This window comes from Bradyrhizobium sp. AUGA SZCCT0158, assembly GCF_018130065.1.
In the GTDB taxonomy this organism is placed as follows: Bacteria; Pseudomonadota; Alphaproteobacteria; order Rhizobiales; family Xanthobacteraceae; genus Bradyrhizobium.
The window spans coordinates 95765-111208 of record NZ_JAFCME010000021.1 but is presented as its reverse complement, the minus strand read 5'-3'; the positions used below and the strand labels follow the sequence as shown (position 1 = coordinate 111208).

Annotated in this window: 14 protein-coding genes; 5 read left to right on the top strand and 9 right to left on the bottom strand. The window is 62.1% G+C overall.

The features are described from left to right. Positions 1-152: 152 nt before the first annotated feature. From JQ574_RS26415 to JQ574_RS26405, 3 genes are read right to left on the bottom strand one after another with little or no spacing between them, the layout of a single operon-like run. Positions 153-1370, bottom strand: coding sequence for a toll/interleukin-1 receptor domain-containing protein (locus JQ574_RS26415; protein WP_212384069.1), 1218 nt, complete (start codon positions 1368-1370; stop codon positions 153-155). Positions 1371-1378: 8 nt separating this feature from the next. Further along, complete coding sequence (locus JQ574_RS26410) at positions 1379-1645, bottom strand: AAA family ATPase (protein ID WP_212384068.1); 267 nt, start codon at positions 1643-1645, stop codon at positions 1379-1381. Further along, a complete protein-coding gene (locus JQ574_RS26405) occupies positions 1642-2253 on the bottom strand; it encodes a toll/interleukin-1 receptor domain-containing protein (protein WP_212384067.1) in 612 nt (203 codons plus the stop codon). Before JQ574_RS26405 ends, JQ574_RS26410 begins: the two co-directional genes overlap by 4 nt. 258 nt (positions 2254-2511) lie before the next feature. On the opposite strand from JQ574_RS26405, the gene JQ574_RS26400 reads away from it, so the two are divergent. Continuing rightward, positions 2512-3984 (top strand): NAD(P)/FAD-dependent oxidoreductase, encoded by a 1473-nt coding sequence (locus tag JQ574_RS26400; RefSeq protein WP_212384066.1) that lies wholly within the window; start codon positions 2512-2514, stop codon positions 3982-3984. A gap of 276 nt (positions 3985-4260) precedes the next feature. On the opposite strand, the gene JQ574_RS26395 is transcribed toward JQ574_RS26400, so the two are convergent. From JQ574_RS26395 to galE, 3 genes are all read right to left on the bottom strand, one after another. Then, positions 4261-4962: a fumarylacetoacetate hydrolase family protein gene (locus tag JQ574_RS26395; protein WP_212212223.1), complete on the bottom strand. Its 702-nt coding sequence runs from the start codon at positions 4960-4962 to the stop codon at positions 4261-4263. Positions 4963-5009: 47 nt separating this feature from the next. Continuing rightward, complete coding sequence (locus JQ574_RS26390; protein ID WP_212384065.1) at positions 5010-6830, bottom strand: ABC transporter ATP-binding protein; 1821 nt, start codon at positions 6828-6830, stop codon at positions 5010-5012. Between the two features lie 107 nt (positions 6831-6937). Beyond that, positions 6938-7951, bottom strand: coding sequence for a UDP-glucose 4-epimerase GalE (gene galE, locus JQ574_RS26385; protein ID WP_212384064.1), 1014 nt, complete (start codon positions 7949-7951; stop codon positions 6938-6940). 130 nt (positions 7952-8081) lie between these two features. Here galE and JQ574_RS26380 point away from each other — a divergent pair, with 130 nt between their 5' ends. After that, complete coding sequence (locus JQ574_RS26380; protein WP_212212217.1) at positions 8082-9128, top strand: glycosyltransferase family 4 protein; 1047 nt, start codon at positions 8082-8084, stop codon at positions 9126-9128. Here JQ574_RS26380 and JQ574_RS26375 read toward each other — a convergent pair. The 3 genes from JQ574_RS26375 to waaF all read right to left on the bottom strand — a co-directional run bounded on the left by JQ574_RS26375 (position 9110) and on the right by waaF (position 11420). Continuing rightward, positions 9110-9652 (bottom strand): HAD-IIIA family hydrolase, encoded by a 543-nt coding sequence (locus JQ574_RS26375; RefSeq protein ID WP_212212216.1) that lies wholly within the window; start codon positions 9650-9652, stop codon positions 9110-9112. The genes JQ574_RS26380 and JQ574_RS26375 overlap by 19 nt on opposite strands. Then, the gene (locus tag JQ574_RS26370) at positions 9649-10251 is read right to left on the bottom strand and encodes a D-sedoheptulose 7-phosphate isomerase (protein WP_212212214.1); all 603 of its coding nucleotides are present in this window, start codon (positions 10249-10251) and stop codon (positions 9649-9651) included. The genes JQ574_RS26375 and JQ574_RS26370 overlap by 4 nt, the downstream gene beginning before the upstream one ends. 89 nt (positions 10252-10340) lie before the next feature. Continuing rightward, positions 10341-11420, bottom strand: a complete 1080-nt coding sequence (waaF, locus tag JQ574_RS26365) for a lipopolysaccharide heptosyltransferase II (protein ID WP_212384063.1) — start codon at positions 11418-11420, stop codon at positions 10341-10343. 163 nt (positions 11421-11583) lie between these two features. Here waaF and rfaD point away from each other — a divergent pair, with 163 nt between their 5' ends. From rfaD to JQ574_RS26350, 3 genes are read left to right on the top strand one after another with little or no spacing between them, the layout of a single operon-like run. Next, on the top strand, positions 11584-12564 hold the full coding sequence (gene rfaD, locus JQ574_RS26360; protein ID WP_212384062.1) for an ADP-glyceromanno-heptose 6-epimerase: 981 nt from the start codon (positions 11584-11586) through the stop codon (positions 12562-12564). Positions 12565-12584: 20 nt separating this feature from the next. Further along, complete coding sequence (gene rfaE1, locus JQ574_RS26355; RefSeq protein WP_212384061.1) at positions 12585-14057, top strand: D-glycero-beta-D-manno-heptose-7-phosphate kinase; 1473 nt, start codon at positions 12585-12587, stop codon at positions 14055-14057. Then, positions 14054-15358 (top strand): O-antigen ligase, encoded by a 1305-nt coding sequence (locus JQ574_RS26350; protein ID WP_212384060.1) that lies wholly within the window; start codon positions 14054-14056, stop codon positions 15356-15358. The genes rfaE1 and JQ574_RS26350 overlap by 4 nt, the downstream gene beginning before the upstream one ends. The last annotated feature ends 86 nt before the right edge of the window (positions 15359-15444 follow it).

The window sequence follows — 15444 nt, the reverse complement described above, 5'->3', positions numbered from 1 at the left end:
CCAGCCAGCATGGTGAATCAGAAACCTACTGATTTGGGAATCCCAAATCGATTCAACCTAACTCCATCCCGCTTTAGATTCTTGATTTGACGCGTTTTCTTGACGCGAGCCGGTGTCCACTTCGCTGGAAAACGTTCTAGTCCGTTATTGGACTAGCTCTGAGAAATTCTGCTCACCTTGACTTCGCCGGGAGAGACCACATCGGCGTTGTCAAAGTCGGGGATTGCATCGAGGGCTTTGACGATCTCGCTTGCTAAGCTGTCGGTAAATTTTACGAAATCAAAATTCATTTCGGTTGTTTTGTTGGAGAGAAATTTGCTGATATCATAACCAACGCGGTTCGATGCACGGGCCGGTAGACTGGTGGGAGAGCTAAGCAGCGGCAAGATAAGGGAGTGAGAAGAGGCCCCTGTCCGTTCCCGTCGCTCAAAGGTCTCCCATTCGGCCAAGTTCCAGCTCGACGCCCAATAGGAGGGCGTAACTATCGCCAATAGGAGCTTGCTCTTCGCAAGCGCTGCGAACGTCTGATCGGCGAAATTTTCGCCAAGTTCAATTTCCCGGTAGTCGAAAAAGATTCGGGCGGGTCGCCCAATTCTCAATGAGATTGCATTATCGAGATGTTTCAGAAACGGACGCAGCCAATCGTCCAATACGCTGTCCCGTTTATAGCTTACGTAAAGGTCGTAGCTGGCGGCGCGAATATTAGTTGACTCGAGGGGGCGGCGATCCGGGGAATTCGGAGTTTGAGGTGAAACGCCTAGCTGGAATACCTCTTCTGCATTCCCCAAATTGTGAGCTAATAGATTTGCTACCTTCAGGTAGGTAAAGCCCATTCCTTGAGGGTCCGATGTCCCCTGTTCGATGACTGCGAGTTTCTCTCCGTATGCAAAATAATCTACGTGTGGGATTTTCAGCTGATCAGTTACGCCGTGTATATTCGCGCCCCGTGGTAGCCAATCGGAATAAAATTCGCTCATCGCCCCTGACGCCCGCTCAACCCAATCTTTGGATTCGCGAAAATCGTTTGCGAATCGTGAGCCAAGGGGGATGATACTGAGCTGTGATCGATCATAAGCTAGGGATTGGCGGGCGCGCTGGGCAAGTCTCATAACGTCGCGTACGCCGTACAAACTCTGGTGGTTTGCCGTGAACATTCCGACCAAGATATCGGGCAACTGAATTGTGCAGATGCCACCAGAGTCGCTGAGACCGGTGCGGCTGTCTATCATAACTACGTCAAAGTCGTTCAGCCATTTGCTACGCAAGGATTCCAGAAAATTACCGCCCCCGTTGGCGAAGAATGACTGCCAATCAAAACTTTCAAGATTTGCAGAATAATTGTCATCAGTAGCGCGACCGCTGGCCAGCAAATAAAGCGTTATTCCTCGGCGACTATCGGTGACAAATAGTTCCTATAGTCAACCTCAGTGCCTTTGCCGGCATCAATCAGCAGCGCCAACAGTCCGGGTCCCCCAACTTCGTTTTTAAAATAGAAGAAGTAATTCTCAAGCCCTGGCGCCTCGAGGTCCCAGTCGACCATCAATACTTTTTTGCCTTGGCGCGCCAGCAAGACGGCGACATTCGCGAGTGCCATGCTTCTGCCGACACCGCCCTTATAAGAGTAGAATGTGACGATCCGGCTCATTTGGGTTGAAACTTTGGCAGGGCAGTTTGAGCGGGCGTGTCCGCTTTATAGAACTCGCGGAAAAAAGCGTCCGATGCTGCTTGCGACCATTTCGACTGCCAGTTTGGGGCCTGCTGAATTGCTTTCGCAATACCCACCGAGTGAACGTCAATGAGGTCGCTCAATTCCTCGGCCTTGGGACTGTCTTCCCGCATGCGGGTATTGTAGCAGGACCGAATGTCCATGCTCTGAATGAACTTCAGTTCCTTGGGAAAGTCTTCCCCGTCGTGAATGATTGCGGGAATTACCAAGCCATATGTAATCCCTTTGGCGCGGCCTTGCCGACCGAGCATATGGCTCATTTCCTTTGCGCACCACACGCTGTTGAAAAAAGTCTTTGTCCACAATGCCACCAGCACCTTTGAGACTCCCAAGGCATCGCCGAGCGATTGTGGCCAAAGCTCTCCAGCCGAGACCTGTTGGTTTATCTCATGAACGAAGATCGTCGGTTCACTGCCGAGGGCAAGTCCTACCCTGTGCCCGAGCAGCGGTTCGAAATGTTTCTTGATCCAGCCCAGCGTCTCAGGGTGACGCTTATAGCTGATAAAAATGTCGTACTTGTACGTCATCGTCCTATCCGCATTGCGGCCGTGAGGGGACAGATCCTAGCACCAAGTCGGGCCGATCTCAGCTTATGGGCGTGAATTTTACAACCATTTTCGCGATAGCAACCGAAGGTCGATCGGACCCAAGCGCTTGCGCTCCCTCAGAAGCACGAGCGCCGCAGCCCGCGCTACCCCGAAAACGGGACGCCGGGATCATTCCAGGAGTGTTTCGATCCCTGTTTTACCGGTTGATTTTCCTCCTGCTTGGGCGCTAATCGCCTCATGGAACGAACCCCACCCACCGAACATTTCGACGTCCTCATCGTCGGGGCGGGTCTCTCGGGCATCGGCGCGGGCTATCACCTGCAGCAGAAGTGCCCCGGCAAGAGCTACGCCATCCTCGAGGGCCGCGACTGCATCGGCGGCACATGGGATCTGTTTCGCTATCCCGGCGTCCGCTCCGACAGCGACATGTTCACGCTCGGCTATTCGTTCAAGCCCTGGACCGAGCCGAAGGCGATCGCCGACGGGCCGAACATTCTCAACTATGTGCGGCAGACTGCGCTCGAGAATGGCATCGACAAGATGATCCGTTTCAACCACCGCGTCAAACGCGCGTCGTGGTCGTCGCAGGATGCGCGCTGGACCGTCGAGGCCGAGCGCAAGGCGGGCGAGGGCGGACCGGAGACCGTGCGCTTCACCTGCAATTTCCTGTTCATGTGCTCGGGCTATTACAAATACGAGGAAGGCTACACGCCGGAATTTGCAGGCACCGCGGATTTCGCCGGCCGCATCGTGCACCCGCAGAAATGGCCCGAAGACATCGACTATGCCGGCAAGCGCGTCGTGGTGATCGGCTCCGGCGCGACGGCGGTAACGCTGGTGCCGGAGATGGCCAAGACCGCGTCCCACGTCACCATGCTGCAGCGCTCGCCGACCTATGTGGTGGCGCGGCCCGCAGAAGACGCGCTTGCCAACAAGCTGCGGCGCAATCTGTCCGCAAAACTCGCCTATCACATGATCCGCTGGCGCAACGTGCTGTTCGGCATGTATTTCTTCCAGCTCTGCCGGCGCAAACCCGACCGCGCCAAAGCGCTGATCCTCGGCGGCGTCAAAATGGCGCTCGGCCCCGACTACGATATCGGTACGCATTTCACGCCGCGCTACAATCCCTGGGAGCAGCGGCTGTGCCTGGTGCCGGACGGCGACCTGTTCAGGGCGATCAGGGACAAGCGCGCTTCGGTCGTCACCAATCATATCGACACCTTCACCAAAAGCGGCATCAAGCTGAAGGACGGCAGCGAACTCGAAGCCGACATCATCGGCACCGCGACCGGGCTTAACCTGCAGGTGCTCGGCGGCCTCGACGTCAGCGTCGACGGCAGGAAAGTCGATTTCGCGCGCACGCTGAACTACAAGGGCATGATGTATTCGGACGTGCCGAACATGGCCTCGGCGTTCGGCTACACCAACGCGTCGTGGACGCTGAAATGCGATCTCACCTGCGAATATGTCTGCCGCCTGATCAACTACATGGACCGGCACGGCTACAAGCAGTGCGTGCCGCACAACCTCGATCCTTCGGTGTCGGAACTGCCGTCGCTGGATTTCTCCTCCGGCTACGTGCAGCGCGCGATCGCGCAGATGCCCAAGCAGGGCTCGAAGCGGCCGTGGCGGCTCTACCAGAACTACGCCCTCGATATCGTCACGCTGCGCTACGGCAAGATCGACGACGGGGTGATGCAGTATTCGTGACGGGATGGCGCCGGAAACCGTCATGCGTAACTTCGCGCATCCGTGCCCTCGTCTGGCTAAGGGGCGGGACGGCCGGTGGCTCGGAAACCATGTACGTCCGGGCCTTCGATGGCACCGGTTGGAGCGCCTGGGATATGTTCGGCCTTACGACGGTCTAGTCGCGAGAGTGCTTCCGTACCCCGACGCTTCGCGGCTTCATAAGACATCCCCGGAAAAGAAAAAAGCCCCGGATCAGATCCGGGGCTTTGCTTTTTGCAGTATGCGTTTCGCGACGATCTATTCCGGCTCCCCGATCGCGACCTTCAGCGTGCCGACGCCGTCGACGCCGCATTCGAGGTTGTCGCCCGGCTTGAGCTGGGAGACGCCGGCCGGCGTTCCCGTCATGATGATGTCGCCGGCGGCGAGCGCGACCTGCTGCGAGAGCTGCCAGATGATTTCAGGCACGTTCCAGATCAGTTCGGTCAGATCGCCCTTTTGCGTTTCGGTGCCGTTGACGGTGAGCCAGATCTTGCCCTTCGCGGGATGGCCGATCTTCGAGGCCGGCTGCAGCGCCGAGCAGGGCGCGGAATAGTCGAACGACTTGCCGACTTCCCACGGGCGCTCCTTCTTGCGCGAGGCGATCTGCAGGTCGCGGCGGGTCAGGTCGATGCCGACGGCGTAGCCGTAGACATGGTCGAGCGCCTTCTCGGTGGGAATATTGAGGCCGCCGCTCTTCATCGCGACGACCAGTTCGACCTCGTGATGCAGGTCCTTGGTCAGCGGCGGGTAGGGGATGGTGGCGCCATCGGCCACCAGCATGTCGGCGTGCTTGGCGAAGAAGAACGGCGGCGCGCGCTCGTCATTGCCCATTTCGCGGATGTGCTCGAGATAGTTGCGCCCGACGCACCAGATGCGGCGCACGGGATAGGACTTTGTCTCGCCGACGACGGGAAGCGAAGGCTGCGGCGGAACGGGAATGACGTAGGATGCGGCGTTCATGAAATGGGTCTCTTGGACGGTTTTGGAGTGGAAACGGCGGGATAGCTTTACGCGCTTGCGCTGATCGGCGCCAGACTGGGGTGACCGGCGTCGCGCTGTTGCAGGCGGAAGAACGAGGCGTAGCGCCCGCCGCGCCGCAACAGGTCGTCATGCTGGCCGCGCTCGACGATCTCGCCGCCTTCGACCACCAGAATGGCGTCGGCGTGCATGATGGTGTGCAGGCGGTGGGCGATCACGATCGTGGTCCGGTTCCGGCACAGATGCTCAATGGCTTCCTGGACGGCTTTTTCGGATTCCGAATCCAGCGCGGCGGTGGCCTCGTCCAGCAGGATGATCGGCGCGTTCTTGATCAGCGCGCGGGCCACCGCGATGCGCTGGCGCTGGCCGCCGGACAGTTGCGTGCCGTGCTCGCCGACCGGGGTGTCGTAGCCGAGCGGAAAACCCTTGATGAATTCGTGGGCACAGGCGGCCTTGGCGGCGGCCTCGATCTCGTCCCTGGTGGCGCCGACCTTGCCGAAGGCGATGTTGGCGCCGATGGTGTCGCGGAACAGATAGACGTCCTGGCCGACGTAGCCGGTCTGCTGGCGCAGCGAATGGCGCGACACGCCCGAGATCGCCTGGCCATCGATCAGGATGGCGCCGTCGCCCACCTCGTAGAGCCGCAGCAGCAGCGCCAGCACGGTGGATTTGCCGCCGCCGGACGGGCCGACCAAAGCGGTGGTCTTGCCGGGCTCGGCGATGAAGCTCATGCGGCGCAGCACCGGCTCGTTCGGCCGGTAGGCGAAGGTCACGTCGCGAAACTCGACCCGCGCGTCGATAAGTTTCAGGGCCGGCTTGTCGTCGTCGGCGGGCTCGGTGGGCGGGCTGTCGACGATTTCCAGCAGCTTGCGCGCGCCGATCAGATTGCTGTTCAACTCGATATTGAGCCGCGCCAGCCGCTTGGCCGGCTCATAAGCCAGCAGGAACGCGGTCAGGAACGAAAAGAACTGGCCCGGCGAAGCGCCCATCGCGACCACGCGATAGCCGCCATACATCAGCCCCGCGGCGATCGCGAAACCGCCCAGCGTTTCCATCAGGGGGCTCGAGCGGCTGGACACCCGCGCCATCTTGTTGGCGTTGCGTTCGACGGCGGTAATGCTGGCGTCGATCCGCTCGCGCATTGCCTGTTCGAGCGTGAACGCTTTCACGGTGCGGATGCCCTGCAGCGATTCCTGCATGGTTTCCATGATGTCGGCGGTGCCGGAGAACTGGTTATGCGCCAGGCCCTTGATGCGCTTGACGAGCTTGCGCAGCACCAGCATCGCCGGGGGGGCCACGCCGAAACCCAGCAGCGCCATGTACGGATCCGTCATCAGCATGACGACGACGAGCGCGATCAGCGACAGCAGATCGCGTCCGATGGCGTTGATCAGGAGATTGAGGACCTGTGTCACCGACGTGGCGCCGGCGGTCAGCCGCGCCAGAAATTCCGAGGAATGCCGCTCGGAAAAGAAGGCGATGTTTTCGCTCATCAGCTTGGCGAACAGCTGGCGCTGGTTGTTGGCCAGGATCGCGTTGCCGATCTGCGACAGGATCACGGTGTGTCCGTAGGTCGCCGCACCCTTGAGCGTGAAGATGACGATGGTGACCAGCGACAGGATCGCAATGCCGCGCACATCCTTGTCGACATAGGCCTTGTTGATGACTTCGCCGAGCAGATAGGCGGAACCGGCCGTCGTCGCTGCCGCAACCCCCATCAGCGCGAACGCCAGCAGGTAGCGCCGCCAATAGGCGAGGCCCTGTTCGGCCACCAGGCGGCGAATCAGGATCGCTGCGCCATAGGGGTCGTCAGTGATTTTTCTCGGTGTTTCCTTGGGAAGCTCGGTCATCCGCGTTCCATTGACGGCGCAGGCGTGAATAACCTGCGTGTCAGGGCTGCTACGGTGACTGCTTGCCCGCTAAATGGCGGTTTTTCAAGCCAAATAACAGCTTGATTTTACGCCGATTCCGCTTGCCGGCCGAGGCCGCCGCGCTCCTGGAACAGCCGCTCTTCCCAGGCCAGCGCGTGGGTGGCGATGGTCTCGAGATCATCAAATTGCGGCGTCCAGTCCAGCGTGGCGCGGATGCGGCTGGTGTCGGCGACCATGGTCATGATATCGCCGGGCCGGCGCGGCGCGTATTGGACCGCGAAATTGCGCATCGCGACGCGGCGAACCGCCTCAATGGTCTCCAGCACCGAATAGCCGCGGCCATAGCCGCAGTTCAGCGTGACCGAATTTCCGCCGCTGCGCAGATACGACAGCGCGGCGAGGTGTGCCTGCGCGAGATCGCTGACGTGAATGAAATCGCGGATGCAGCTGCCGTCCGGCGTCGGATAATCGGTCCCGAACACGTCGATCTTGGCGCGCTGCCCGGTGGCGGCTTCGACGGCGATCTTCAGCAGATGCGTCGCGCCGACGGTGGCAAGGCCGACGCGTCCCTTCGGATCGGCGCCCGCGACGTTGAAGTAACGCAGCGCGACATATTTCAGATCATGCGCCGCGGCGACGTCGTGCAGCATCAGTTCGGTCATCAGCTTGGAAGAACCGTAGGGCGACAGCGGCCGCGTCGGCGCATGCTCGGGCACCGGCACCTGGTCCGGGTTGCCATAGACGGCGGCGGTCGATGAAAAGATGAAGCGGTTGACGCCGCCCTTGACGGCTGCGTTCAGCAGGCTGCGCGTCGTCATGGTGTTGTTGCGGTAGTAAGCCAGCGGATCGCGCATCGAATCCGGCACCACTACCGAGCCGGCGAAATGGATGATGCTCTCGACGCCGTGTTGGGAGAGCACGCCCTCGACGAGGTTTTCGTCGCCGGCGTCGCCGATGAACAGCGGCACACCCTCGGGCAGGAAGGCGGAGAATCCGGTGGAGAGATTGTCGATCACGACGACGCTTTCGCCGGCGTCCGCCAGCGCGTGAACCATATGACTTCCGATATAGCCGGCGCCACCGGTGACAAGCACGGTCATGGGCTTACCCTCTCTCCCAGTTGTTGCCGCCGATGCTAGCCGGGGCGCGGTGAAGAGTGGGTTTCGGCATGAGCGAACTGGTCACTATGCTTAATGTTGCGTATAGGAACCCATGTAAACGGAGCCGGACGTGCCGATCGAGAACAATTCAGCCGATGATCTGCAGCTGATCGTGCCGAATCTGCACAGGCGTTATTCCGGCGTCACGGCGACCAACCGGATGGTGGCGCCGAAACTGGCAAAAATGTTTCGCGCGGCATGGCTCGGTTCCCACGCCCCTGACGGCATTGCGCGGATGGGTTTCGCCGATTTGCCAAAACTCTGGCGCCGCCCCGCGCCGCTGATCTGGCACGCGCGGCGCAACGACGAAATGATTGCGGGCGTGTTGTTGCGCGCGCTCGGCTGGCCGCTGAAGCTCGTGTTCACGTCAGCGGCGCAGCGGCATCATAAATCGCTGACGCGCTGGCTGATCCGCCGCATGGACGCGATCATCGCCACCAGCGCGCTCTCGGCTTCCTTCCTCAAGCGTGAATCGACGGTCGTGATGCATGGCGTCGATACTGATCGTTATGCGCCGCCGGCCGATCGTGCGGCGGCGTTTGCGCAAAGCGGATTGCCGGGTCGCTATGCGATCGGCTGCTTCGGCCGGGTCCGCGCGCAAAAGGGCAGCGACGTCTTTGTCGAGGCGATGTGCCGGCTGCTGCCGCGCTTTCCGGATTTCACAGCCGTGATCGTCGGTGCTGTTGTGCCCGAGCAGCAAGGCTTTGCGAACGGGCTGAAAAAGCAGATCGAGGCCGCCGGTTTGCAGTCACGAATCATCATCACCGGCGAGATCGAGATCGAGGAAGTGCAGCGCTGGTATCAGCGGCTGACGATCTACGCCTTCACCTCTCGCAACGAAGGTTTTGGGCTGACGCTGATCGAGGCGATGTCGTCCGGCGCGGCATTGGTGGCGTCGCGGGCAGGGGCGGCCGAATTCGTGGTCGAGGACGGCGTCACCGGCGTACTGACGCCGCCCGGCGACGCTGATGCCTTGGTGGCGGCGCTGGAGCCATTGATGAAAGATCCCGCCTCGGCGGCGGCGATGGGGGTGCGGGCGCGAGCGCGCGTACTGGAGAAGTTCAGCCTCGACGCTGAAGCGAATGCGATCGCGGCCGTCTATCGAACCGTGGTTTGAGCCATCACGTCGGCCACAAAAGCGTCGAGATCACCGCCTGCGAAAAGGAAACCCGGCAGGCCCACGGCTTGCCCGGCCTCGATGTCGGTCGGGCGGTCGCCGATGACGAAGCTGCCGGCGTGACGCACCGGCCAGTGCTGCATCAGGTCATGGATCATGCCGGGGCTTGGCTTGCGCCAATGATGATTTTCGAGATAGCCGGCGACGGTGCCTTCCGGATGGTGCGGGCAGTACCTGATGTCGTCGATGACGGCGCCTTGCGCCGCGAGCTCGGCGCGCATCCAGTCGTGCAGCGCGTTGAGTTCGTCCTCGGTGAAATAACCGCGCGCAATACCGGCCTGGTTGGTGAAGAAGAACACGAAATAGCCGGCGTCGTTCAGCCGCCGGATCGCCTTCGCCACGTTCGGCATCCAGCGAATCCGTTCCCGCGTGCCGACATAGCCGTCGTCATGGTTGACGACGCCGTCGCGGTCGAGGAAGGCGGCGGGCTTCGGAATCGCGCGGGCGAGGTCGGTGCCGCTCATTCCGGAGAGGCCTCGCGCATCATGGTCTGCTCGATCTCGTCGCAGATGCCGTGGCCGATGGCGAGATGGATCTGCTGCACCACCGGCGTGTCGTCGGTCGGCGCCACCAGCAGATGATCGCAATCCGCGCCCATGGCCGCGCCCTTGCCCCCGGTGAAGCCGATCGTGACAAGCCCGCGCTCGCGCGCCTTGCGCAACGCCGCCAGGATGTTCGGCGAGCGGCCCGACGTGGTGAGCGCGAGCAGCACGTCGCCGCGCACGCCGAGGCCTTCGACCTGGCGGGCGAAAATCTGCTCATAGCCGTAATCATTGCCGATTGCGGTCAGCGCCGACGTGTCTGTGGTGAGCGCAATCGCCGCGTAGCCGGGCCGGTCCTTCTTGTAGCGGCCGACGATTTCGGCGGCGATGTGCTGGGCATCGCCGGCGCTGCCGCCATTGCCGATGATGAGAAGCTTGTTACCGGCGCGCAGCGCCGAAATGATCGCGGCTGCAATGGCGTGCGCGACGGCCAGCAGTGCCGCGTCGCTGTTGGCGCGTTCGAGCGCGACGAGCGACTCTTTCAGATGGGCGGCGATCAGGTCTTTCGAATTCTGGTTCAAGATGCACCATCAGGGTTGCAACGCGCGAGTTCTACCTTGGCAAGTCTTTTGGAACGTCTTGGTACTGATCGCACGGCTCACGCGCAAGCTCACGAGGGCTGATGTGCACGCGCGCGGGCTTCGCCAAGCACGCGCTGCACGATGTCGACCACGTCGGATGCCGGGATGTCCCGCATGCAGCGATGGTCGTTCATGGTGCAGACCGTGCGCTGGCAGGGCTGGCAGGTGAGTTGCGATTTGGTTTGCAGAACCGTCGCCGCCAGGCCGTTCAGCGGCGCCCAGAGATAGGGGCTGGTCGGCCCGAAAATGCCCATGGTCGGCGTGCCGATCGCGGCGGCGATGTGCATCAGGCCCGAATCATTTGAGATGGCGACGCTGGCCGCCGCCATTGCCAGGATTCCGTTGCGCAGGTCTGATCCGGTGAGGTCGCGGATTCTCGGTCCCCCGGCGGCCACGATCTCCTGCGCCAGCGCCTTTTCGCCGGGACCGCCGACCACCCAGACCTCAAAGCCGCGTTCTGCCAGCAGCCGGGCCGCTTCCGGGAAATAGGTCCAGCGCTTGGACGCCCCGACGGAACCGGGCCCCAGCGCCACCGCAGGCCCCGTACCCAGCCCGTTGGCCTGCCGCCAGCGGCTGGCATCGTCAGGCGGCACCGCCAATTGCGGCACCGGCCATTTCGGCGGCAATGCCGCGCCGTCGGGCAGCGCCAGCGCGGCATTCTTGTCGATAAAGCGGGGCAGGGCCTTCTCGCCCCAGCGCATCCGGTTGATCAGCCCGAACCGGGCTTCGCCGAAGAAGCCTACCCGTTCCGGGATACCGGCCAGCGTCGGCGCAATGGCCGCCTTCCAGGTCCGGGGCAGGACCAGGGCGGTCGCATAGTCCCTCGACCGCAATTCCCTGGCCAGGCCCTGTTGTTTGGCCACCGCCAGCCGGCTGCGCGGCAGATCCCAGACAATGCCGGCGCGAACCCCGGGCATGTAATCGACCAGGGGGGCGCAAAGGGAGGTCACCAGCAAATCGACCGGCCGGTTCGGCCAGCGTGCCTTAAGGACGCGCACCACGGTATGGCCTCGGACGAAGTCGCCGATCCACATATAGGGAATGATCAGGATCGGCCGTGTATCGGCCGCATCCTGCATCGCGATCCCATCTATTGAATCTTTATTCATATCTTAGGTGTCTGACGACCGGTCTTTTTCCGGCTTCGTCGGTAACCGCTCCGCACCGGCAGGTAAAGTCGCCCCTGCGGTCTTCACCACGGCCCACAAGCCAAGTTGCCTGCCGGGCGCGTCTGAGGCAAAGCTGGCGCCGCACATCAAGGCAGGGGATGACATGTTACTGGTGACCGGTGGCGCCGGTTTTATCGGATCGAACGTCGTGGCCGCGTTGAACGACGCGGGCCGCACCGACGTGACCGTGTGCGACATCCTCGGCCATGACGGCAAATGGCGCAATCTGGCCAAGCGACAGCTTGCCGACTTCGTGCCGCCGGCGGAACTGATGGACTGGCTAAAGGGCCGGGGGCTCGAAGCCGTGATTCATCTCGGGGCCATCTCGGAGACGACGGCGACCGACGGCGATCTGGTTATCGAAACCAATTTCCGGCTGTCGATGCGGCTGCTCGACTGGTGCACCGTGAATGCGACGCCGCTGATTTATGCGTCTTCCGCGGCCACTTATGGCGATGGTGAGCGAGGCTTTCGCGACGACCAATCTGTGGAAAACCTGAAAAAACTTCGGCCGATGAATCTGTACGGCTGGAGCAAGCATCTGTTCGACATGGCGGTGGCCGAACGCGCCGCGCGCGGCGAGAAATTGCCGCCGCAATGGGCCGGGCTGAAGTTCTTCAACGTGTTCGGGCCCAACGAGTATCACAAGGGCACGATGATGAGCGTGCTGGCGCGGCGCTTCGACGACGTCAAGGCGGGACGTCCCGTGCAGCTGTTCAAGTCGCATCGCGAAGGCATCGCGGACGGCGATCAGCGCCGCGATTTCATCTATGTCGACGACGTCGTTCGCGTGATGATGTGGTTGCTGGCGACGCCCGGTGTCAGCGGTCTGTTCAACGTCGGAACCGGAACTGCGCGCAGTTTCCGCGATCTGATGCTTTCAGCCTATGCCGCGCTCGGCGCCAAGCCCAACATCCAGTATGTCGACATGCCCGAGCAAATCCGCGGCAGCTATCAATATTTCACCCAGAGCGAAGTCGATCGGCTGCTGCACGCCGGCTATAACGGCGGCTTCACGGCGCTGGAGAACGCGGTCGACGCTTACGTGAAGGGTTTCCTCGACCGCGCCGATCGCTTCCGCTGACGGGCTACAGGTAAGAACATATGCTTGATTTTGATGCCCTGTCGCATGCGATAACCCGGCAGACCGTCCTCTGCATCGGCGATCTCATGCTCGATGAATTCGTCTATGGGGAGGTCTCCCGGATTTCGCCGGAGGCGCCGGCGCCTGTCATTTCGGTCCAGCGCAGCGAGACCAATGTCGGCGGCGCCGGCAATGTCGCGCGCAATATCGCCTCGCTCGGCGCGCGCTGCATCTTTGCAGGATTGATCGGTGAAGACGAAGCGGGCGCGAAACTGCGGGCGGAGCTTTCGCGTGAAGCCCGGATCGAGGCCGTGCTGGTGTGCGATCCCAACCGGCCGACAACGCGAAAAGTGCGTTTCGTCTCCGAACATTTTTCGACCCATATGCTGCGCGCGGACTGGGAGCTGGCGCAGCCGGCGGCGCCCGACATCGAGCAAAAGCTGATCGACGCCATCCTGCCGCAACTCGCCCGCGCCGACATCGTGCTGCTGTCCGATTACGCCAAGGGCGTGCTGACGGCGCGTGTGATCCGCAATGTCATCGACGCCGCCAAGAAGCTCGGCAAGCGCGTGATCGTCGATCCCAAGAGCGCCAATCTGGCGATCTATCGCGGCGCGACGCTGCTGACGCCCAACCGCAAGGAATTCGCCGAAGCGACCCGCAGCCGCGCCGACACCGCACAGGGCATCGCCGATGCGGCCCAGGACGCGATGTACCTGGCCGATTGCGAAGCCATGCTGGTGACGCAAAGCGAACACGGCATGACGCTGGTCGTTCGCGGCGGAGAGGCGATCCATGTGCCGGCGCTACCCGTGACGGTGCGCGACGTCTCGGGCGCCGGCGACACGGTCGCCGCCGTATTGGCGCTGACGCTCGCCGCCAACGCCGATTGGGAAACGGCGCTGCGGATGGCGAATGCAGCGGCTGCCGTCGCAGTCGGCAAGAAGGGCACCGCCACCGTCACGCCGGCCGAACTGCGGCGAAAAATCCTGCCGCATGCGTCGCTGGCGGCCGAAGAAAAAATCGTGGCCGCAGGCGGTGACCTCGATGTTCATCTGGCGGAGTGGCGCCGGCAGGGCCTGCGCGTCGGTTTCACCAATGGCTGTTTCGACATCCTGCATCCCGGCCACGTGAAAGTGCTGACCGCGGCGCGCGGCGCCTGCGACCGCCTGATCGTCGGATTGAACAGCGACGCCTCGGTCAAGCGGCTGAAGGGCGAGGGGCGCCCGGTGCAGGACGAGCGCGCGCGCGCAGAGGTGCTGGCGGCGCTGGAGGCGGTCGACCTCGTCGCGATCTTCGAGGAGGACACGCCGATCGACCTGATCACGCGCGTGAAGCCGAGCGTGCTGGTCAAGGGCGGCGACTATACCCGCGAGCAGGTCGTCGGCTATGAGGTCGTCGAGGCCTGCGGCGGCGAGGTGCTGCTGATCGATATCCTGCCCGGACACTCTACGACGTCGCTGGTCGACCGCGCCCGCGGGAGCGCAGCGTGAACGCCAGGACGGCCACTTCGCCGGGAGGCCAGGCGCTGTCGGTCTGGCGCGATCCCGCCCGGTGGACGAAAGCCGCCGATATTTTCGCGGTGCTGATCGCGTTCTCGCTGCCCTGGTCAACCTCGCTGGTCGGCATCTTTGCCGTGATCTGGCTGCTGGCGCTCGCGCCGACGCTCGATTTGAGGCTTTTTCTGCAATCGCTGAAGCGGCCGATCAGCGCGTTGCCGATCGCGCTGTTTCTGCTGGCGCTGGTCGGGACGCTTTGGTCCGACGCGCCATGGGACGTGCGCAGGTACGCCCTCAGTCCCGCAACGAAGCTCCTTGTACTGCCGCTGCTGTTCTATCACTTCGAGCGCTCGGCGCGCGGCATGTGGGTGTTGGTCGCCTTTTTGGTCTCCTGCGCGCTGCTGATGGTGATGTCCTGGTTGGTCTTGATGTATCCAAGCCTGACGCTCAAGCCGGAAGGTGCCGACCGCGGTATTTTCGTCAAGAACTACATCGACCAAAGCCAGGAATTTGCGTTGTGCGCGGTCATACTCGCTTATCCCGTCATCACACTGTTGCGGGACAAGAAGGTCTGGCAAGCTTTGCTGCTGATCGCGCTGGCGGCGAGCTTTATCGCCAACATGACTTTCGTCATCGTGTCGCGCACCGCGATCGTCACCATGCCGGTGATGATCGCGGTATTCGCGCTGATGCACCTGAAATGGCGGATCAATGTCATCCTGTTCCTGACCACGATCGTGCTGGGCGGGCTGGCGTGGATCGCGTCGCCCCAGTTGCAGGCGACGACGGACAGGTTCGCGCGAGATTACCGGTTGTACAAGGAACGTAACGAGCCGACGTCGCTCGGCTTGCGGCTGGTATTCTGGGAGAAGTCGCTGCGGTTTTTTGCCGAGGCGCCGATCATTGGACACGGGACCGGATCGACGCGGAGGCTGTTCGAGGCCGCCGCCACCGGTCCCGCGGGACTTGCCCAGGGGCAGGTAATCGGAAATCCGCATAACCAGACGCTTAACGTCGCGGTGCAATGGGGTTCCGTCGGGGTCGTCCTCCTGTATGCGATGTGGCTGGTGCATCTGCTGTTGTTTCGCGGCGAAGGCCTGGTGGCCTGGATTGGCCTCATGGTCGTCCTGCAGAACTTCTTCAGCTCATTGTTCAACTCGCATCTGTTCGATTTCCACGAGGGCTGGATGTACGTGCTGGGTGTCGGAGTGGCCGGCGGCATGATACTGAGGGCCAAGAATACTGAGGGCGGATACTGTAAGGGCGGAAGCGCCATGCCGGCGTCCACAGGCTGACTGGTCAGCGATTTTCAGGGATCAGCACCACCGGCCGTAAACGCTGGTTTGAGTGATCGAGATGAGCTATGAGCGGTGTTTGACGT